This window comes from Sorangium sp. So ce448 (assembly GCF_051520915.1).
GTDB classification, from domain to species: domain Bacteria; phylum Myxococcota_A; class Polyangia; order Polyangiales; family Polyangiaceae; genus Sorangium; species Sorangium cellulosum_B.
The window spans coordinates 12398279-12417313 of sequence record NZ_CP150343.1 but is presented as its reverse complement, the minus strand read 5'-3'; the positions used below and the strand labels follow the sequence as shown (position 1 = coordinate 12417313).

Genomic DNA, 19035 nt, shown 5'->3' with positions numbered 1-19035 from the left:
GAGCGCCTCAGTTCGGCTTGCCGTGGTGCCGGAGGACGCTCGGCGCGATGGGCAGGCTCCGCTCGCCCAGCTTTCCCGTGCCACCTCGCGAGTGCGAGAACAGCTTCTCCCGCTCGAAGCTGCTCGGCGCGGGCTCGCCGGGCGCGGGGATCGGCGCCGAGACCCAGTACGCATCGAAGCCCGACAGCGACGCCTCGCGCCCTTTTCCGGACGCCTGGGGCCCGCCCTTCGCGAGGTAGTCGCGGAAGGCGCGCTGGTAATCGGACCACTCCGGCCGCCGGATGCGATCGAGGTAATCGGACCAGAGCTGGCCGAGCCGCGCCCCGGGGTGACCCGCAGGCTGGAGCCGCGGCTCCTCCCCGGTCAGCGGATCGATCGGCTCCGACGCGCGCGTCTGGCCGTCGATCACCATCAGCGCGTTGTCCCGCGGCGGCTCGGGCGCCATCACGTTCCACCTGGCCAGCATGCGCGGCCACGACGCCACGCCCGCGAGCACCGCCCCCTGCGGGACGGCCGCCGCGCCGGGCAGCGGGTTCTCCTTCGCCGTCTGCGCCAGCACCGCGGCGAGCACCACGAGCACCGCCGCCTCCCGCAGCGACCCCAGCGCGAGCCGCGCCGTCCGCACCGCCGGCGCAGGGACGTCCGGAGCGAGGCCCGCGTCGCCGCCGTCCGCTTCGCCCTCGTCGGGCAGCGGGATCCCGCACGCCGGCCGCCCCAGGAGCTCGCTGATGCGGTGCCTTCGGGCCGCGACAACGTCGTAGAGCGCGTTCAGGAGGTGCGAGACGCCCGGCAGCTTGAGCGGCCAGGCGAGCCAGCCGAGCGGCAACGCCAGGAGCCCCTCGGTCACCGCGGCGCCCCGCATGTACACGCGCCCCTTCCGGTCGATCGCGAGCGCCGTCCGCTCCACGAGCTCCGGCGTGACCTCCTTCGGCATCGGCACGCGCTCCTCGGCCCCCGTCTGGTTGCGGACGTAGAGCTCGTCGAGCGTCACATTGCCCTGGAACGTCAGGTGCTCGCGCAGATCGAGCCGCTTGACCAGGCGCGCCAGGAGGAGGCAAACGCCGCAGTCGGCGTCGTACACGAGCGTGCGCGCGCGCCCCTCGCTCCAGGAGCGCTCGTACACGTCCCAGAGCTCGCCGGGCAGCACGATCGGCGCCGCGGCGGCGAGCGCCCACCCGAACAGCCCGAGATCGAAGAAGACCCCGAGGATCAGCCCGTGCAAGACCATCAGCGCGGCCGCGACCCCGCGCGTCCAGCGGAAGAGCGCCGGCACGAAGAGCAGCGCCGGGATCGCGAGCTGCATGGCCCACGTGCCGAAGGTGAGCCCGCGCAGCGTGCCGAGCGGCAGGACGTCGCGGAGCCAGATGCCCGCGTCGCTCGCCAGGCGATCGGCGTGGAGCGCATAGTAGAACGCCGTCCCGTCGCGCCACGCCTCGCCGCGCTGCTGGAGCGCCGTACAGAGGTAGATAAGGGCGAGCTGCAGCAGCACGGCCAGCGCGGCGAGCGACGTCGGCGACCACCCGGGCAGGCGCTCGGCCGCGATCTCGGCCTCCGAGGCCCTCGACCTGTCGTTCAGCTCCGTGTCGCGCTTCTCGTCCCGCAGGGCGAGCGAGGCGCGGAGGCTGTCGAGCGAGAAGCGGCTCCCGCACGGCAGGAACGCCGTGAGCGCGAGGATCGCGATCGCCGCGTAGTTGCCGGCGTTCTCGAGCAGGACGTTCCTCGACGTCAGGCTCACCAGCACGAGCAGCGAGAGCACGTGGAAGACGCGCGTCCTGTGACCGATGAGGAACAGGGCGTAGACGACGAGCGCCAGCGAGAAGGCGAAGTGGGCCTCTCCCTCCGTCGAGATGGCGTGGAACAGGCTGAAGACCTGCTGCTTGCCCCGGAGGTTGAAGAGGTGGTTGTGGTTCGGGAGGACGCCCTCGTTCGAGTAGAAGTCCCGCACCCATCGCCACCGACCGAAGAGGTCGGCGATAAGGACCAGCCCGAAGGTGATGCGAAACAACCCGAGCGAACGGGCATCAAGACGCAAGAAGTGATCGCGAAGTGATTTCACGGAGAATCCTCGACACGGAATCCGTAATCCGATGCGTGCTCGAGCTCAGGGACGCTCGGCTTACGCAAGAGCAGGGAGCGCACCGTCCAGAGATCGCCGAAGACGCGGTAGCGCAGCGCGGTCTGGTCGAGGTAATCGACGCCCGCGGAGCCGCCCGTGCCGGTGCGCCGGCCGATCACCCGCTCGACCATCCGCGCGTGGCGCTGCCGCCAGATGAGCATGGCCTGCTCCATCTCCAGGATGCGGTCGAGCACCTCGCGCGGCCACGCGAGGCGGGGCAGCTCGCGGTAGCTCTCGATGAAGACGATCGCCGCGCGGACCGCCCGGCGCTTCTCGCGCGTGGCCGCGTCGGCCGCCGGATCGTCCTCGGCGAGCAGGAACGCCTCGGCGGCCGCGCTCTCCGCCTCGTAGCGCGCGCGGAGCCGCTCGACGTCCGGCGGGGTGAGCGCCTTGTCGATCGCCATCTGGACGCGGCGCTCGTTCTCCTGGCGCATCGAGCGCGTGTAGCCGCGCAGGAAGCTCATGACGCCTTCCGGCTCGCTCGATCCGTCGATCGGCGTCCGCGAGAGCCACTCGTCCAGGAAGTGCTTGAGGCTCGGCCCGCTCGCGAGCCTCGCCTCCACGCGGCGCGTGGCCGCCGAGGGCGCGCCGTCCGCGGTCTTGAGCGCCTCCTTGTAGCTGCCCTCCCGGCCGAGCGGGATCCGGAGCGCGTCGTCGAGGCCCAGCACGAGCTCGATCTCGCGCAGCTGCGCCGACTGGAAGCCGCTCGCGGGGATGAGGCGATCGCGGAAATCGAGGTAATCGCGGGTCGTGAGCGTCTCCATGACCCGGAAGTGCTCGATCGCCTGCTCGAAGATGGTGACGACCCGCCGGAACGAGCGCGCCGCGGAGGCGAGCTTCTGATCGGGGACGGGGTTCTGGCGGAAGAGCTCGCGCGCCGAGGTGAGCTCCCGGAGGATGAGCTTGAACCAGAGCTCGTAGATCTGGTGGACGACGATGAACAGGGCCTCGTCGTTGCCGACCTTCTGCTCGTCGTCGTCGAATCCACCCTGGAGGGCGAGCAGCTCCTCGACGTGGATGTAATCCCAGTAATTCATGTCCTTGGTGATTCGAGAGGCGCCGCCAGCGGCGTTCGCGCGGCGTGTTCGCAGCAAGCGGTGCGCCCGCGCCACGAGCGGCGCCGGGAGTCTACTTCCCGCCCCCCAGGAAACGGAAGGGCCTGGCACGGGTCGCACGGATTGCGCGTCCGCGCAAAAAGCAACGGGATGCGCCGCCGGGCGAGCGCGCGCGGCGTGACGCACGCGGGCGGCCTCCACCGCGGAGCGCGCGCGGCGCGCTCAGGGCGCACTCGTTGCGCCGGGCGGCGGGTCGGCCGGGGCGCGCCGCACGCCGTCGGGGCCCATGTCGACGGGCGGCGCGTAGCTCTTGAGCTCGGCCCGCTCGTGGCTCGCCCCGCCCTCGGCCTCGATCACCACCACGCCGACGTCCGGGCAGAACGTCGACACGTAGCGCGCGGGCCTGTCGCCGAGGCGCTCCTCCACGGTCTGCACGCACCCCGTGAACCGCCCCGCGCGCACCTCGATCGCCACGTCGACCGCGGCGATCCGCGCGCGGCCGCCGTGCTCGCCGGTCCACGTGGTCCCGGGCGCGATCGGCTCCTTGAGCACGAAGACGCCCGTGTCGCCGCGGATCACGCCCTCGCCGGTGAACTCGAAGCGCTTCACGCCCGAGGGGAACCGGAGCTCGCCGCGGCGCGCGTCCGCGCGGTGCACGCGCGCGACGAGGAGGCCCTGCTCGCCGCCCTCGCTCAGGGTCGCGTAGTGGTAGATGTGCCCGTCGACGAGCGGGAAGTAGCGCTCGGCCCGCGTGCCCGAGGCGGCGCCCCGCTGCCCGTCGGGCGCCGCGTTCCACGCCGCGGGCCGACCCGGCCCGGGGGCGCCCCCGCAGGCGATCAGCGCGAGCGCGAGCGCGGCGAGCCAGCGCGCGGGGGGGCGGCCTGAGGGACGTCCGGGCTCGGCGTTCACCGCGCTGCCTCCCAGGTCGTCACCGGCGTCACGGGGCCGCGTGGCTGTGGGACCAGTACCAGAGCGCGAGGAACGCGAGCAGCGCCATGGCCGCGACCAGCAGGACGACGGCCAGCGGGTCGGGGTCGATCCGGCGCAGCAGCGCCCGCGCCGCGCGGCGGATCTCGTCGCGCTCGGCCTCCTTCGCGAGCCGCCCCGCCTCGGCGCGGACCAGCGCGTAGTCACCGCGCTCGAACGCCTGCTCGAGGCGCTCGATCTCGGGATCGCGAGGGCGCGCCGGCGCGTCGTTGCCAGGGGGCGGCGCCGCCTTCTCGTCGCGCCGCTTCCCGCGCTTCTTGGTCGGGCGCCGCGGCTCGGCGTCGGCCTGCGCGTCCGGCGGCGAGCTCGGATCCGGCTCGGGCCGGGCGTCGGCGTCGGCCTGCTCCGTGTCGGTCACGTACAGCTCTCGGTGGTGATGTAGGCCATGGCCGAACCCGCGGCAGATCGCCGGGACGGCGCAGGCTACCTCAGGCCCGGCCGGGCGTGCCCGAAAAAGGCCCGAACGGCGGCTGTCCGCCGGGGCCCCGGCCTACTCGAACGGCAGCCGGTCCCGCTGCCGGTCGACCTCGGCCGGATCCGGGCGGTCTCTCCACGGGACCATCGCCTCGCCCTCGCCGCTCACCACGCAGCGGAGCGCCTCGCAGGCGGCCCGGTAGTACGCCTTGCGACCGCAGCCGACGGCCTTGAAATGACCGCCGAGCTGCTCCTCGATGCGGACGTCCTTGTCGGCGCAGTCGAGGTCGGAGGTGGCGCGCGCCCGGATCATCGGCATCGCGTTCGATGGCACGTTGGACACGGAGCACGCCGGCGCGAGCACGCCGGCGAAGAAGAGCACGAAAGCAGCGAGGACCCGTGAGCGCACCTCCGGAGCGTAGTGCACCGTTCCCGGCGGAAGCCCGGGAAATCGACGTGGGAAGGGGTCGTCCTCCCGTCACGGCGCGGCGCGCGGGCCGCCGTGCTTGCTCGCCCGGCGCACCTCGGAGCTCACTTCGATGATCGCGCGGGCGGCGAGCGCATCGGCCTCTTGACATGAGGGCCTGGCCCAGCTCGCCGGGGCGGGCCCTCTCGGTGGAAGGGTCAGGCCTTGAACAGATGCGCAAAGAGCTGCCCAACGGTCGCTCCGCTGAATCCCTCGGCATCCGGGTCGCGCTGCAGCTCTTCAAGCACCTTCCGTGGGATAGGCGCACCCAGCGTCAAGATCTCCTGAAGGACGCTCCCGTGCTGAAACTCCCAACAAATGTACTCCAAGCATTCGAACGCGCACGCCTTTCGACCTCGTCCCCGTGGAGCAATCTGCGCACCACGAACTCGAACTGGTCTTTATAGCGCTTCGCGGATTGCCGCCCCAGAAGGGTTGCTTGGGAAGGCATGTACTTCGGAGGCCGCTCATCTCGCGAGCCCGGACTTATGGCCTTCGGCGAGCCCGGACTTATGGCCTTCGGCGAGGCCCTCCTGCCGCGCCGCGGCGAGCGCGCCCCGGGCATCCTGCTCGGCCATCTTCGCGCGCTCGTAGGCTTCCCGCTCCTCGGCCGAGAACGTCGCCGTGCGCGCCACCTCCAGAGCGTCCCGGAACGGCGTCTCCGCGAGAGACGGCGGAACGACGTCGAAGTCCTTCGTTTCGCGGGAAATAGGCCCACTTGTCGACGAGCGACTCGGGCGCCTCGCCCGCCACGTACTTGGGCAGCTCCAGGAACACGTACTGGACCTGCGAGAGCCCCCGCTCTCCGCTGTGCTGCTCCTGCATGCGCCAGCGGCTGAGCATCGGGAGCTTGTACCTGCCGGCCTCGTCCGCGTCGGACCACAGGTTGAAATTGCAGATGGTCACGCCGACGACGTCACACAGAGCCGGATACTCCTCGGCGGCGCGGAGCTGTATGACATACGCCTTGCTGGCGTTGTAGACGACGCGCTTCTTGAAGCCTTCGACCTTGAGGACCTGCGAACATGGGCGCGTGGAGCGCGCCGAACGCCCATTGGGCCGCGGCGGTCTAACCACGCTAGACGTCCGTGGGGTTACCAAGCTTCTTGTTGAGTGCGACGGCTGCCCTCGTGAGGCGCTTCACGACGGTCGCGCTGATTTCCTCGTCCTCGTGCAGCACGACGTTGGCCATCTCGTACTTGCCACCAGGCTTCAGGCGCTCTTCGATGTCGCGCAGGCGCTTGCCTCGCCAGAAGCCGAACAAAACGCGATCTTCTTCGGCGCGGATGAGAAGCACAGGCCCGTTCGAAAGGTAGACCAGGTGCCCCCACTTGATGACTTGATCGAGCTGTGCGCTGGCGACCACGGCGGCCCGCAACTTCTCCACGGTGGCGCGTTGCCACCCAGAGAGAGCCTCGACGTAGGCGTCAGGGCTTGCGGCTGGAACAGACTTGGGCATGACTCACGCAGCGATTTCGATGCGGCCCGACGACTTGGGCCTCACCCGCGGTGCGCGGTGCCGAGCAGGGCGAGGCTCCACGCTCCGTCGGGTGCAGGCCCAAGTCGCTGGGCCGCGAGAACGCGTCAGGGGAGCCGGACGGCCACGAGTTGTCCGTTGGGACCGATAGCGATCTCGCCGTAGCCGACAGGCCCGGCGAGTTGCACACGACCGAACGCCTTCGCCTGCGCGAACCAGGCCACGTCGGCGGCAGCCGTAGGGATGATCCTTCTACCTGCGCCAAGAGCGCCATTCGGAACGACGGGCCACATGGTCGATGGCACCGGCACACGGTACACAGATACGATCTGGGTGCGCACGACGCCGACGATCCACTCCACGTCCTGCGCGGCCCCGACGCTTACTCGCCAAGAGCTGGTCGTACAATTTCGAAGCGCATCGCTCAGCGGATTCTGCTGAGCTGCAGGAGTCAGCTCGTCGAACGTGTCGTTCAGACTGACAAAAACAGCGTTATTCATTCACTCCTCCTTCGGGCTTCGTCGCGGACCGACGATCGGCAGTTCGGCCTCTTGGGCAGAGAAGATCGACGGCACATCATGGTGCGCCACGGGAAAGTGGCAGTGCGATCGGCCGGCCTTCCTTGTCAAGCACGCCCCTCGCGGCGCCGCGGCTCGCCCCTGCCAAGGCGGCTCCATGTGCGCGAGAGCAGGCTGCGAGATGTCTCGCCGAGGTGCTCAGCGCACACGTGTGGTCGGTGCCGGCGTCGAGGAGATCGTGAACACAGAAAAGCCCTGCTCAGACGAGGGCGCTCATCTCGTGATCCATTTCCAGCAGGCGGGGTCCCACGTAGCATCGAGTCTGCCTCCAAGCACGGGATCGAGGAAAGCCTGTGCCGCCTTCGTCACGTCGTCGAGCGTGGCCCAGGCCAGTCCGTCTAAGCTCGCCATCCTGGCGTAGGGATTCCGCCAGGCCTCGAGCGGAGTGGGGACCGAGACAGGAAGCTCATGAGTGTTGCGGAACGTGAACGTCTGCTCGAGCGCAGCCCGCAGAAGCTTCGCATCGAGGGGCTCCGCCGTCGCGAGCAGCGCGAGATCAGGGAGGTCCTTCACTCGCGAGTTCGGTTGCTTGCGCGGCATCGTATACGCGTGGAGCTTCTCGGCGATGTGCGTCTCGATCGGGTAGAGACGCAGTGTCGGTGGCGCGATGCCGGCGAAGAAGAGAACGTCCTCAGCGACCACGACCTCGGGGTCCTTGAGGATCGGGTCACCGAACGCGACGTCAACACCGAAGGGGTCTCCATAGCGCTTGCCGGCGAGCTTGCATTCGGCTCGGAAACGGAGCCCCTCGTACTTCATCCCGTCGTTCTGGATCTCGGGATGGTCGTCATCCGGGCCGATCTCGAAGTTCATGAAATCGCCGAGGTTCTCGCGTCCGGCCTCCTGAAGCTTCGCGAGCACGTCGTCCCGGGAGCCGACCATGAGAAGATCGACGTCTTTGGTGGTACGCGCGCGTTCGAGACGTAGCTCGAGGACGAGCCCACCCTTGAGGGTCGCCGCATCTCCGAACACGGAGACAATACGGGCGAGGAAGCGATCGAAGACGATGAGCTGTCGCTTGCGGCCGACACCACCGCTCTTGGCGGACATTCGAATGCGCTGCTCGAGCGCCTCCTTGAAGGCTTGGGGCGAAGCGTAGATGCGTGGCGTCATGCTGCGAGGCCGCCAATCGGCTTGAGCGCGGTCTCGACGTCGCCGAGCTCGTTCCTCACGACGAGGCCCCGACGAAGGGCTTGCAGGGCGGCTTGCCGCAGCAGGTCGGGAGACAGACCGCCCTGCGCGCAGTCGTTCAGAGAGCGCCGCGGGTTGGTGGTCGGCACCGCGCCGAACCAAGAGCGATCGTCGGGCGGCACGTCGGCGTGGTACAGCACGATGCCGGCGGGCACACGGAAGCGTCGGCGGCGCCAGGCCTGCGGCAGCGTGAGATGGATTTGGGCCGGCAGCACGTCGGATAGCCCGTGGAGCGCGAGCGCGCTCTGATGTGACACAACTCCGGCCAGCTCGGACCAGAGCCATGCGTCGAGCAGTTCCTCATGTTCGCCCGCGGGGAAGTGGACGAGACGGTAGATGCCGCGACGCACGCGGACGGCCCTGCCCGTGTGAACGTAGTGGACCAGGAGCTGGGGGGAGTAGCCAGCCTCAGCGGCCTGCTTGGTCGTAAAGAGCCCTTCCTGGGCGGCGGCCGTCTCGAACAGGCGGTTCCAGTCCGGGCGGCGTGCCGGAATCTCGTCCATGCACAAAACGTAAATAAAATTTTTGTTTCGTGCAAGCCGCGCCGTCGGTCCCACATTCCTACAGGTTGGCTCAAGTTTCTTGTGGGCGGGCGGGCGCGCGCGGACGCGGCGCCCGGGCTCAGAACTGGAAGTACACGAACGGCACTGCGGCCGCGCTCGCGGCCTCGTGGAGCCCGATCGCGACGAGGAACAGCAGCGCGCCCTGCACCGGCGCAGGCGCCGCGATGAAGGCGCCGCGGGCGCGCTCGTAGAGGCGCTCCGGCACGTAATGGGACAGGAGCGCGACCCCGAGGAGCGCGACGAGCACGGGCGGGAGGTTCGGGTGGAAGGTCGTCAGCGTGCCGATCTGCCGCAGGATGAGCACCGCGTGCGAGAACGTCGGCACGCGGAAGAAGATCCACGCGAAGCAGACGTAGTGGAACGTCAGCAGCACGCACAGCGCGCGGAGGGGGACGCGGGAGAGGGGCGAGCCCGCGGTCGCGGCTCCGCGCTCGCCCTCGCCGGCCGATCGCCGGCGCTGGACCGCGCGCTGGAAGGCGCGCGTCACGGCGAGGCCGAGGCCGTGGAGGAAGCCCCAGAAGACGAAGTTCCACGATGCCCCGTGCCAGAGGCCGCCGAGCAGCATCGTGATCATCAGGTTGCGGTACGTCGCCAGCTCGGAGCCGCGGTTGCCGCCGAGCGGGATGTACAGGTAGTCGCGGAGCCAGGTGGAGAGCGAGATGTGCCAGCGGCGCCAGAAATCGGCCAGGTTGTGCGCCTTGTACGGCGCGTCGAAGTTCTTCGGGAACCGCACGCCGAGCAGGAGCGCCGAGCCGATCGCGATGTCGGTGTAGCCGGAGAAATCGCAGTAGATCTGCGCGGCGTAGCCGTAGACGCCCGCGAGGACCTCCAGGGCCGAGTAGTTCTCCGGGCGCTCGAACACGCGGTCGACGAGGTTGAGCGCGAGCTGGTCGGAGAGGACGACCTTCTTCACGAGGCCGATCGCGACGAGGAACAGGCCCTCCCCGCCCTCCTCGAGGGTGAGGCTCGGGGCGCGCTCGAACTGCGGGAGCAGGTCCCGCGGGCGGACGATCGGCCCGGCGACGAGGTGCGGGAAGAAGGCGACGAAGAGCAGGTAGCGGAGGTAGCTCTTGTGGGGCGGGAGCTCGCCCCGGTACACGTCGACGACGTAGCTCATCGACTCGAACGTGAAGAACGAGATGCCGACCGGCGGCAGGAGCACCCGGAACGCGTGGCCCACGCTCGCCGGCTCGCCCGTGAGCAGGGCGCGGAGCGCCGCGGCGTTCTCGAGCGCGAAGTTCCAGTACTTGAAGAACCCCAGGAACCCGAGGTTCAGCGCCACGGTGGCGATGAGCATCGCGCGCCGCGCCCGGGGCCGCTCCTCGCGGGCGATCGCGCGGGCGAGCAGGAAGTCGACCGTGGACGAGGCGAAGATGAGCGGCAGGTAGCGCCAGTCCCAGGCCGCGTAGAACCCGTAGCTCACGAGCAGCAGGAACACGAGGCGCGGCCAGGCGCCGGCATACCGCACGAGCGCCCACGATCCGACGAAGACGGCGGCGAAGAACTCGGCGTAACGGAGGGTATTGAAGAGCACGGCCGGTCGGACCCCGGGTCAGGCTGCGGCGAGGGGCGCGGCGCGCGGCGGGGCCGAGCGCGTTGTCGAGGAGGAGCGGGCTACCCGGGCGGTGGAGGGCCGTCTACCACAGGGAGCGCGGCGCGGTCGCTCTCCTGGCGCGGCCCGATGGCGCCGCGCGGCCGCGCTCACAACGCGGCGCCCTGCGGAACGGTACGGGACGGCGCGGGACGGCGCGGAACGGCGCGGAATGGTACGGGACGCGCGGAACGGCGCCGGGAACGCGACCGCGCGGGGCCGCGTTTCAACGGCGCCATGGCGCCGCGCGATGTTGAACGGCGCCCCGCGTCGTGCCAAGGATGGAGCTGATGCTGGGTCGCCTGATCCTCGGGGTTGTGAAGGGGCTCATCGTGGGGGGCCTGCTGGGCTTCGCGCTGGCGAAGCTCGGCTTCGCCGCGCCCATGGCGATCGTCGCCTACGTGGCCGCGGCGCTCGCCGGGGTCCTCGTGGGCCTGATCGCGGGCAAGCCCATCTGGGCGAAGGACGCGAAGATCGAGGCGGGGATGAAGGCCTTCGTCGGGGCGCTGCTCGGCGCCGGCCTGATGTACGCCGCGCGCAGGTGGCTCACCCTGCCGGTGCCGGTGCCGCTCGGCGAGCTCGGGGGCGCGAACCTGTCGCTCGGCGAGGCCGCGGGGGGCACCGGGACGCTCGGCGGCCTGGCGATCACGTCGCTCGCCGCGATCGCCGCGCTGCTCGGCGGCTTCTACGAGGCCGACAACGACCCCTCCGACGAGGAGAAGCCGGGCGCGAAGCCGGCGGTGAAGGCGGCGGCCGGGGGCAACAACAAGCGCATCGCCGCCTCCGCCGCGGCGGACGAGCTCGACGACGACTTCGACGTCGAGCCCGAGAAGAAGCGCGCGAAGAAGTAGCCGGTGCCGTTCGCGCGGGCCCTGCTCTACGCGGCGTCGCTCGGCGCGCTCGCGCTGGTGGCGCGCTCGCTGCTCGTCGCGCCGGTGCCCATGGCGGTCGCGGGCGCGGCCATCGCCGGCTACCTCGCGCTCGTCCTGTGCGGGGTCTTCTTCCTCGGGCTCGGGATGTTCGTCGACGTGGTGAAGCGCGGCCCGCCCGGCGCGCGGGGCGTGGCGCTGACCTTCGACGACGGGCCGAGCCCGGAGCACACGCCGGCGGTCCTCGCGCTCCTCGACGAGGCGGGGGTGAAGGCGACGTTCTTCGTCATCGGCCGCAAGGCCGAGGCCCACCCGGAGCTCGTCCGCGAGATCGCGGCGCGGGGCCACGCCGTCGCCCTGCACAGCCACGCGCACGACCGGCTCTTCTCGCTGCGCTCGGCCCGCCGGGTCGAGCGCGACCTCCGGCAGAACCTCGACGTCATCGAGCGGATCACCGGCGCCCGCCCCACCCTCTTCAGGCCGCCGGTCGGCCACACGAGCCCGCGCATCGCCCGGGTGGTGGACGCGCTCGACCTCGACGTAATCGGCTGGTCGGCGCGGGGGTTCGACGGGCTCGCCGGGGCGGACCCCGGGCGGGTGGCGGCGCGGATCATCCCGGGGCTCCGCGACGGGGCCATCGTGCTGCTCCACGACGCGGCCGAGCGCGACGACCACGCCCCCGCGGGGCCCCTGGCGCTCCCGCGCATCCTGGCGGCGATGGAGAAGCGCAACCTGGTCGGGGTCCGCGTCGACGCGTGGCTCGACGACGGCGCGCGGGACGCCTAGACCATCTCCGTCGGGTGGCGCTACGCTCGGTCCGATGGCCGCGCCGGTGAGTCTGACGCTGTTCGCGCATATCGCCGGGAGACCGGAGGATGAGCTCGACCTCGCCGAGGCGGCGCTGCTCATCGACGACGCCGCGTACCCGGGCCTCGACATCCCGCATTACCTCGGCGTGCTCGACCGCCTCGGCGGCGAGGCGCGGCGCGCTGTCGATCGCCCCCTGCGCGCCGCGGAGGCGACGCCGGGCAGCGGCCCCATCGAGCAGCTGCTCCGCTGGTTCTACGGCGACCTCGGGTTCCACGGGAACTCCGGGGACTACTACGACCCGAAGAACAGCTACCTGCACGAGGTCCTGGATCGCCGGACGGGCATCCCCATCACGCTGGCCGTCGTCCTCCTCGAGGTGTGCTGGCGCGCGGGCCTCGAGGCCCAGGGCGTCTCGTTCCCGGGCCATTTCCTCGTGAGGACGCCGGTCCGCGGCGGCGTGCTGCTCATCGACCCGTTCGAGGGCCGCCTGCTCGGCCGGGACGACCTGCGCGCGCTTCACACCCGCGCCACGGGCGCCACGCGCGATCCGGAGCCGCGGCTGCTCGTGCCCGCGCAGAAGCGGCAGATCCTCGTGCGCATGCTGAACAACCTGCGGTCGATCTACTCGAGCCGCTCGGACGCGTCGCGGCTGCGCAGCGTGCTCGAGCGGATGCAGGTGCTCGCGCCGACCGACGAGCTCCGGAAGGAGCTCGATCAGCTCGGCGGCGAGCGGCCGTGGCCGTCGTCGGGGCGGGGCGTGAACTGACGTCGAACTGACGTGAACTGACCTGAACTGACGCAGGCCGACGCAGGCCGGCGTGAGCGAGCGTGGTCTCACGGCGGCTCGCTCCCCTCGCGCTGAGCGGCGCCCGGCAGCAGTACAACGAACCGCGCCCCGCCGTCCGCGCCTCGCTCGACGCCGATCGTCCCGCCGGCCGCCTCCACGAGCCCCCGGCACACCGCGAGCCCGAGCCCCGTCCCCTCGCCGACCTCCTTGGTCGTGATGAACGGCTCGAACAGCGTCTCGCGGACCGCCTCCGCGATCCCCGGCCCGTTGTCCTCGACCTCGATCCGCGCGCCCCCGCCCGCGCCCCGCGACGCGCGCACCGTCACGCGCCCCCCGACGCGCGGCACCGCGTCGGCCGCGTTCAGGAGCAGGTTCAGGAGCACCTGCACGAGCTGCCCGTGCGCGAGCGGCACGGCCGGCACGTCGGGCGCGACGTCCCGCTCGAGCTCGATCGCGCGGAACGCCTTCTGCGGCGTGACGAGCGAGACGACGTCGCCGATCGCCTCCGCGACCGACCCCGAGGGGAGGTGCCCTGCCTCTCCATCGTCGCCGGCCTCGGCCGCGCCCCGCGCCGCGGGCCGGGCGAAGTCGAGCAGATCGCGCAGGATCTTGTGGATCCGCTCCGTCTCCCGCTTCATCCGCTCGACGAAGTCGCGCTCCTCGGCCGGCGTGAGGCCCCCGGCGAGCAGCAGATCCTGCAGGCCGAGGATCGCCGCGAGCGGGTTGCCGATCTCGTGCGCGAGCCCCGCCGCCAGGCGCCCCACGGACGCGAGCCGCTCCGAGCGGACCAGCCGCTCCTGCGCGCTCTTCAGGTCCGCCGCGTAGCGCTCGATCTCGGCGATCTTCGCCCGCAGCGACTCCTCGTCGGCGCGGAGGCGGCCCGTCATGAGCGCGAGGCTCGCGCCGAGCTCCGCGAGCTCCCGCGCGCCGGCCCGCGGCACGTCCAGGTCGCGCGCCCCGCCGGCCACGCGGCGCGCGGCCTCCGACACCGCGTCGATCGGCCGCACCACGAGGTGGGTCATGGAGATGTACGCGAACACGAGCAGCGCCAGCGCCACGATGCCCGTGTAGAGCGCCACGATCCGCACGAGCGGCGCGGCGGCCACCGTCGACGGGTCGGTCGGCACCAGCACGGCCACGGAGCCCGTCGACGTCGGGGGAGCCGGCTCCTCGAGAGACGCCGCCTCGCGCGCGGGCTCCGGGACGACCACCAGGAGCGCATCGCCGCGCGCCGTCCGCACCGTCTTCAGCACCTCCGTGCCGCCCTCCACCGAGGCCGGCAGCGCCGCCACGATCTCCGGCTCCCCGGCGCGGACCGAGAGCGCCCCGGCCGCGTCGTAGACGCCGATCGCCGACGCCCCGTCCGGGCCGAGCTGCGCCTCGAGCAGGAGCGAGAGCTCCGGGGCGGAGCGGGTCGTCCGCGCGGCGGCCACGTGCCCGGCGATGGCGCGGCCGATCGCGCGGGCGCTCGACGCGCGCGCGCCGCTCATCGTGGCCCGCGTGAGGCTGGCCACGGCGAAGAAGAGCGGCAGGAACGCCAGGAGGAGCAGCGCGCCGAGCGCGAACAAGAGCTGAAGCCGGATCCCGAGCCGCACGGTGTTGTCTGCCCCCTGTCGTACCGCCCTCGCCCAGCTCGGCGCCCGCTCGTCGTTGGCATCGCGCCGGGCTCGGAGGAACGACCTCTCTGATAGCGGCATGCGCGCCCATGGCAAAGCTCGCAACGCGCGCAAAGCGCGCTGGCTGCTACAACGGCGCGCCTCTTCCGCGCTTGATCGCTCGCCGAGAGACGTGACATCATGGCTGGTTCAATGGGGATACTCTTATGAGCTTGCTCGAATCCTCCTCCGACGTGATCGACCCACACCATGTTCCTTTCCTCGCCGGCTCCGCCGCCCGCGACGCGCGCCCGTCGACAGGCCGGCGCGACCGCTCGACCGAGCGCGCCGGGCTGGCTGCGGCGAGCGACGCCGATCACGACCTGCTCCGCCTCGAGATCGAGCTCCTCCGCCGCGGCGGCCGGGACGCCCTGGAGCTGCGCCGGGAGCTCGCGGCGTTCTTCTTCGTCGTCATCGCCCTCTTCGGCGTCGCGCAGCTCGTCCGGGACCTCATCCGCGCCGATCTGCCGCCGCTGCTCCAGATGGGCTATTCGTGGGGCTTCCTGCTGCTGCTGCTCGTGCCGATCGGGTGGTTCGTCCGGCGGCAGCCGCTGCCGCTGGCGCGGCTCGGCGTGACGCTCTCGGGCGCGCGGCATAGCCTCCGCGAAGCGCTCGTCATCGCCGCCATGGCCTTCGCCGCGTGCCTCGCGCTCCGCGCGGGGCCGGCCCTGCGGGGCGAGCCGTGGCTCGACTGGGGCTCGGTCGCGGGGTATTCGGGCCTCGAGTTCGCGATCTTCCTCGCGAGTTATGGGCCGCACTGCCTGCTCCAGGAGTTCATTGCGCGCGGCGTGATCCAGACCTCGCTCGAGCGGCTCCTGCCCGACGCCGGGCGCCTCGCGCCCATCGTCGTCACCTCGGTGCTCTTCGGCGTGTTCCACCTGTATGTCTCGCTGGCGTTCGCGGTCATCACCTTCGCCGCGAGCGTCCTCTTCGGCCTCTTCTACGCGCGCCACCGCACCCTCGTCGGCGTCACCGCCGTCCATCTCACGGTCGGCCTCGCCAGCGTCGCCGCCGGCCTCAACTGACGCTCTCCGCGACAGGCAAGCACGCGGGCACGATCCTCCCAGGTGTACGTCCCCGGTAGAGCCATCCTCGATGCGAGAAGCGGGGAGTGGCCTGGTGAGGTACCATGTGGTGACCGCGCCGAGATCGGGCGCACAACATGGTCTCTATGGCCTTGCGCTTGCTCTCCGCCCGCGCACGTGCTCGGCGTGCTCAGGATCGCGGACCGGATGGGATCTCCCGTGCCGGCGTCTGCGCCCGCGCCCGAGCCGCAAGCGAGGAATGACTTCAATCGCGACGAGATGGTGGATGTGCTCTGGGAGCACCCCGAGAAGAGCCTGGCGGCGATCTGGCTGATGGAGGGGACCCAGCCGGTCGCGCCGGGGCCGGTCATCCCGGGGCCGCTCGGCCAGGGCTGGGTGGCGCGCGGCGCGAGGGACTTCAACCGCGACGGCATGGCAGACGTGCTCTGGGAGAACACGGAGCAGAGCCTGATAGCCGTCTGGCTGATGAACGGCACTCAGCTGCTCGCGCCGGGGCCGGTGTTTCTGGGGCCCTACGACGGCGGGTGACAGCGCGCCGTCCCACGTCCGCTGCGCTGCCTCCGCGTCGGTGGCGCCGGCGGCGCCGGCGGCGCGGACGACGCGGAGGCAGCGAGGAGACGGAGGAGCGCTGAACACAGCCGATATTATGCAACAATTTCGGACACTTGCGCCCGCGTCCCGGCCGACCCCGCGTCGATCCCTCCGGAGCGCGCAGCAATGATGAATACAGCGTGGCTGTCCAGGAGGCGCGGGGCGCGCAGGCGATTCTTGTCACCCCGGGTCAGCGCCGTGATTTGTCATTGACAGCCGCGAATCGCTTTGCTCTTCCTTTTAATGCTGCCCTTCTGAGCCGACCGGGACGTACATGACCGCCGCATGCTCCGCGACCGCCCTCTCGTACGAATCCATCCGCGTTTCGGTCCAGCGTGGCGTTCGTCGGGACGGAGGCGGACTTGGCGCGCGGGATTGAGCTGGATCGTTCGCGCTATCCGCTGGTCGTGATGCGGGCCGGCGAGCACTACACCCAGGACGACTGGGACGAGCTGATGAGGGGCATGATCCAGCTCATCGTCTCGGGGCCGTTCGGCCTGATCAACGACACGCGCGGCAGCAGCATGCCGAACGCGGTGCAGCGGCGAGCCGTCGCGCAGATGTACGCCGACTACGAGCGGCAAGCACGCGCACACCTGCTCGCGTCCGGCATCGTGGGCGACTCCAGCCTGGTGAACGGCATCCTGACCGCGCTCAACTGGCTGAAGCCGCCGCCGCATCCCGTCAGGGTCTTCTCGTCGATGACCGACGCGGAGCGCTGGGTGCTCCAGCATTTCAACGTCGAGCTCCGCCGGCAGGCCCAGGCGTTGAGCGTCGAGCACAGGGTCGGCTGACCCGCGCGCAGTATCGCGGACGCGGTAGAGCAGGTGCTCGGGGGGCTTCCGGAATGGATGCCCTGAACGTCCGCCGAGGTGCGATGACGCTACACGCCTGCCTGTGGCATGCGTCGTGTCTACTCCGGGGCGAGCATGTGACCGGACCGCGATCGACCGTGGGGCGCTTGGAAGCGGAGCAACGCCGCAGAGAACCGACCTGCGCTCAGCACAGCTGACACGAAGCAGTCCGCTCACGACGCGCTGCCACGGCGCGAGAGGGGCTTATGTCAAGGCTGAAGGCGCACACGCCCGCCGGCAGGGGTGTAACGATCAACGACAAGTACAGGCTCGTCGAGAAGATCGGCGAGGGCGCCATGGGCTCCGTGTGGTCGGCGATCAACCTCGCCACAGGGCGCGAGGTGGCGCTCAAGCGGATGATCCGCGCCGAGCCGGAGCTCCGGATCCGCTTCGAGCGGGAGGCGCGGAGCTGCGGGGCGCTCCAGCACCGGAACATTGTCGACGTCTACGACATGGTCGAGACGGACGCTGGCGAGCTGTTCCTAGTGATGCAGCTGCTCTCGGGCGAGACGCTGGCCGACCTGCTGGTACGCCGGCGCCGCGTCGAGCCGGACGTCGGCGCCGGCATCGGCCGGGACATCGCGAGGGGCCTCGCGGCGGCGCACGAGCTCCACATCGTTCATCGAGACCTGAAGCCCGCGAACATCTTCTTGCACCGAGAGGCCGGCGTGGAGGGGTGGGTCGTCAAGGTGCTGGACTTCGGTGTGGCCAAGAACCTGTCGATCAACGACGGACTTCACACCATTCCAGGCGGGGCGATCGGGTCTCCGCTGTACATGAGCCCGGAGCAGGTCAGGGCGGACAGGACCATCGATCATCGCACCGACATCTGGACGCTGGGCGTCGTGCTGTTCGAGATGCTCGCGGGGGAACGACCGTTCCGCGGGAACACCACGGAGGTCTTCGCGGGCATACTTGCCGGCGAGATCCCGCCCCTGTCGCGGATCTTGTGGCGTGTGGACCGGCGGCTCGTGGACATCGTCGCCCGCTGCACGCGGCCCAACCCCGAGGAGCGGTTCGGGACCGCGGCGGAGGTGGCGGAGCTGCTCGACGAGATAGCGACCGCGGGAGGAGCGCTGCCTTCAGCGCCAGGGAGCACACGTGACGTGCCGGAGGCGGAGCCGCCGCAACCCGCCGCGCGCCAGCTCTCCGTGCCGCCCGTCCCGCAGATCTCGAGCGGCGAAAGCGCGGGGAACGCCACGGATGCCGCGAGGGCGGCGCCGGGCCATCGAAAGGATCCTGGAAGCTCGACAACGCCGCTGGTCACGAGCTCGTCCCAAGTGAACCTCGCCGCCGGCACCATCCCGCCCGGGGCGCCTGGGCCGTCGCGGCACGACGGGAGCTCGAGGCGGAATGTCAGGATCGCGACCGCGGTCGCGGTGGTTGCGTTCAGCGCTCTCGTCGCGGCGGTGATGGTCATGACCGGGAGACACGCGGTCTCCGCCGCGGCGCCGCCTGCGGTGGCAGCGCCGCAGGCGGTGTCCGGCTCGCCGGTGCCTCCACTTCAGCAGCGCTCTCCCGAGACCCGCGTGACGGCGCCTGGACCTGGCGAGACGACATCGCACCTGCCAGCGCCGGCTCCACCGGGGCCAGCGCCGGCCGACGGGAGCGAGGAGCGGACACCCGCGGACGGCGCGAGCGTCGCGCCTGAACCACCATCGCCGGCGCCGACATCCAAGCAGCGTGTGGACGCACCGTCTGATGGGAAGGGCGCCCAGAGGTCGATTTCGTCACGCCCCCCTGCGAGCAAGCAGGCAAAGGCCGATCCCTGCGCGGGGAAGACGGGATTTTTACGTGCTCTCTGCCGCGACAGGGAAAAAGAAGTGCGCAACCTCCACGATTCGTTCTGATGGGGAGCGGTGAGTGCCAGGGGCGGGCGCTCTGGCCGACATCCTGGGCCTGCCGCACCGCAGGAGCGGCGCCGAGGCGAGATGGACGGGACGGTGGTGCCCTTGCGCCGCCCGATCGTCCTCCTGAACCCACGT

19 protein-coding genes and 1 pseudogene are annotated in these 19035 nt (G+C 70.9%); 7 read left to right on the top strand and 13 right to left on the bottom strand.

The annotated features are described in order from the left end of the window. Positions 1-7 precede the first annotated feature (7 nt). The 12 genes and pseudogenes from WMF45_RS46715 to WMF45_RS46660 form a co-directional block, all read right to left on the bottom strand. Positions 8-2056 (bottom strand): DCC1-like thiol-disulfide oxidoreductase family protein, encoded by a 2049-nt coding sequence (locus WMF45_RS46715; RefSeq protein ID WP_437713317.1) that lies wholly within the window; start codon positions 2054-2056, stop codon positions 8-10. Next, on the bottom strand, positions 2053-3165 hold the full coding sequence (locus WMF45_RS46710) for a tryptophan 2,3-dioxygenase family protein (RefSeq protein ID WP_437719656.1): 1113 nt from the start codon (positions 3163-3165) through the stop codon (positions 2053-2055). The genes WMF45_RS46715 and WMF45_RS46710 overlap by 4 nt, the downstream gene beginning before the upstream one ends. A gap of 228 nt (positions 3166-3393) precedes the next feature. After that, positions 3394-4080, bottom strand: coding sequence for a hypothetical protein (locus WMF45_RS46705; RefSeq protein WP_437713315.1), 687 nt, complete (start codon positions 4078-4080; stop codon positions 3394-3396). A 28-nt stretch (positions 4081-4108) separates the two neighbouring features. Then, complete coding sequence (locus tag WMF45_RS46700) at positions 4109-4516, bottom strand: hypothetical protein (RefSeq protein WP_437713313.1); 408 nt, start codon at positions 4514-4516, stop codon at positions 4109-4111. Positions 4517-4648: 132 nt separating this feature from the next. Next, positions 4649-4981 carry a hypothetical protein gene (locus tag WMF45_RS46695; RefSeq protein ID WP_437713311.1) on the bottom strand — a complete coding sequence of 111 codons (333 nt, stop codon included), beginning with the start codon at positions 4979-4981 and terminating at the stop codon, positions 4649-4651. A 524-nt stretch (positions 4982-5505) separates the two neighbouring features. Then, a complete protein-coding gene (locus WMF45_RS46690) occupies positions 5506-5673 on the bottom strand; it encodes a hypothetical protein (protein WP_437719689.1) in 168 nt (55 codons plus the stop codon). A 73-nt stretch (positions 5674-5746) separates the two neighbouring features. Next, positions 5747-6115: pseudogene (locus tag WMF45_RS46685) on the bottom strand (PD-(D/E)XK nuclease family transposase); the annotation flags it as partial. Between the two features lies 1 nt (position 6116). Continuing rightward, positions 6117-6425: a DUF1801 domain-containing protein gene (locus tag WMF45_RS46680; RefSeq protein ID WP_437713310.1), complete on the bottom strand. Its 309-nt coding sequence runs from the start codon at positions 6423-6425 to the stop codon at positions 6117-6119. 197 nt (positions 6426-6622) lie between these two features. Further along, positions 6623-7015: a hypothetical protein gene (locus WMF45_RS46675; protein WP_437713308.1), complete on the bottom strand. Its 393-nt coding sequence runs from the start codon at positions 7013-7015 to the stop codon at positions 6623-6625. Between the two features lie 291 nt (positions 7016-7306). Next, positions 7307-8206 carry a nucleotidyl transferase AbiEii/AbiGii toxin family protein gene (locus WMF45_RS46670; RefSeq protein WP_437713306.1) on the bottom strand — a complete coding sequence of 300 codons (900 nt, stop codon included), beginning with the start codon at positions 8204-8206 and terminating at the stop codon, positions 7307-7309. Next, on the bottom strand, positions 8203-8787 hold the full coding sequence (locus tag WMF45_RS46665) for a type IV toxin-antitoxin system AbiEi family antitoxin domain-containing protein (RefSeq protein WP_437713304.1): 585 nt from the start codon (positions 8785-8787) through the stop codon (positions 8203-8205). Before WMF45_RS46665 ends, WMF45_RS46670 begins: the two co-directional genes overlap by 4 nt. A 118-nt stretch (positions 8788-8905) precedes the next feature. After that, complete coding sequence (locus WMF45_RS46660) at positions 8906-10381, bottom strand: MBOAT family O-acyltransferase (protein ID WP_437713302.1); 1476 nt, start codon at positions 10379-10381, stop codon at positions 8906-8908. Positions 10382-10728: 347 nt separating this feature from the next. On the opposite strand from WMF45_RS46660, the gene WMF45_RS46655 reads away from it, so the two are divergent. The 3 genes from WMF45_RS46655 to WMF45_RS46645 are packed head-to-tail and all read left to right on the top strand — an operon-like array spanning position 10729 to position 12883. Beyond that, positions 10729-11289, top strand: a complete 561-nt coding sequence (locus WMF45_RS46655; protein ID WP_437713300.1) for a hypothetical protein — start codon at positions 10729-10731, stop codon at positions 11287-11289. Positions 11290-11292: 3 nt separating this feature from the next. Continuing rightward, positions 11293-12093: a polysaccharide deacetylase family protein gene (locus WMF45_RS46650; RefSeq protein ID WP_437713298.1), complete on the top strand. Its 801-nt coding sequence runs from the start codon at positions 11293-11295 to the stop codon at positions 12091-12093. A gap of 34 nt (positions 12094-12127) precedes the next feature. Continuing rightward, positions 12128-12883 (top strand): SirB1 family protein, encoded by a 756-nt coding sequence (locus WMF45_RS46645; RefSeq protein WP_437713296.1) that lies wholly within the window; start codon positions 12128-12130, stop codon positions 12881-12883. Between the two features lie 68 nt (positions 12884-12951). On the opposite strand, the gene WMF45_RS46640 is transcribed toward WMF45_RS46645, so the two are convergent. Further along, complete coding sequence (locus WMF45_RS46640) at positions 12952-14601, bottom strand: ATP-binding protein (protein WP_437713294.1); 1650 nt, start codon at positions 14599-14601, stop codon at positions 12952-12954. 125 nt (positions 14602-14726) lie between these two features. Between WMF45_RS46640 and WMF45_RS46635 the strand changes: the two genes are divergently transcribed. From WMF45_RS46635 to WMF45_RS46620, 4 genes are all read left to right on the top strand, one after another. Next, the gene (locus WMF45_RS46635) at positions 14727-15584 is read left to right on the top strand and encodes a CPBP family intramembrane glutamic endopeptidase (RefSeq protein WP_437713292.1); all 858 of its coding nucleotides are present in this window, start codon (positions 14727-14729) and stop codon (positions 15582-15584) included. Between the two features lie 207 nt (positions 15585-15791). Beyond that, complete coding sequence (locus WMF45_RS46630; protein WP_437713288.1) at positions 15792-16133, top strand: FG-GAP repeat domain-containing protein; 342 nt, start codon at positions 15792-15794, stop codon at positions 16131-16133. A gap of 398 nt (positions 16134-16531) precedes the next feature. Beyond that, the gene (locus WMF45_RS46625) at positions 16532-16990 is read left to right on the top strand and encodes a hypothetical protein (protein WP_437713286.1); all 459 of its coding nucleotides are present in this window, start codon (positions 16532-16534) and stop codon (positions 16988-16990) included. A 266-nt stretch (positions 16991-17256) separates the two neighbouring features. Beyond that, positions 17257-18900 carry a protein kinase domain-containing protein gene (locus WMF45_RS46620; RefSeq protein WP_437713284.1) on the top strand — a complete coding sequence of 548 codons (1644 nt, stop codon included), beginning with the start codon at positions 17257-17259 and terminating at the stop codon, positions 18898-18900. Positions 18901-19035: the final 135 nt, after the last annotated feature.

Coding starts and splice junctions, on each gene's coding strand:
- WMF45_RS46640 (WP_437713294.1), bottom strand. CDS start 14,601: ATGCCGCTATCAGAGAGGTCGTTCCTCCGAGCCCGGCGCGATGCCAAC.
- WMF45_RS46645 (WP_437713296.1), top strand. CDS start 12,128: ATGGCCGCGCCGGTGAGTCTGACGCTGTTCGCGCATATCGCCGGGAGA.
- WMF45_RS46620 (WP_437713284.1), top strand. CDS start 17,257: ATGTCAAGGCTGAAGGCGCACACGCCCGCCGGCAGGGGTGTAACGATC.
- WMF45_RS46635 (WP_437713292.1), top strand. CDS start 14,727: ATGAGCTTGCTCGAATCCTCCTCCGACGTGATCGACCCACACCATGTT.
- WMF45_RS46665 (WP_437713304.1), bottom strand. CDS start 8,787: ATGGACGAGATTCCGGCACGCCGCCCGGACTGGAACCGCCTGTTCGAG.
- WMF45_RS46630 (WP_437713288.1), top strand. CDS start 15,792: ATGGGATCTCCCGTGCCGGCGTCTGCGCCCGCGCCCGAGCCGCAAGCG.
- WMF45_RS46655 (WP_437713300.1), top strand. CDS start 10,729: ATGCTGGGTCGCCTGATCCTCGGGGTTGTGAAGGGGCTCATCGTGGGG.
- WMF45_RS46670 (WP_437713306.1), bottom strand. CDS start 8,206: ATGACGCCACGCATCTACGCTTCGCCCCAAGCCTTCAAGGAGGCGCTC.
- WMF45_RS46675 (WP_437713308.1), bottom strand. CDS start 7,015: ATGAATAACGCTGTTTTTGTCAGTCTGAACGACACGTTCGACGAGCTG.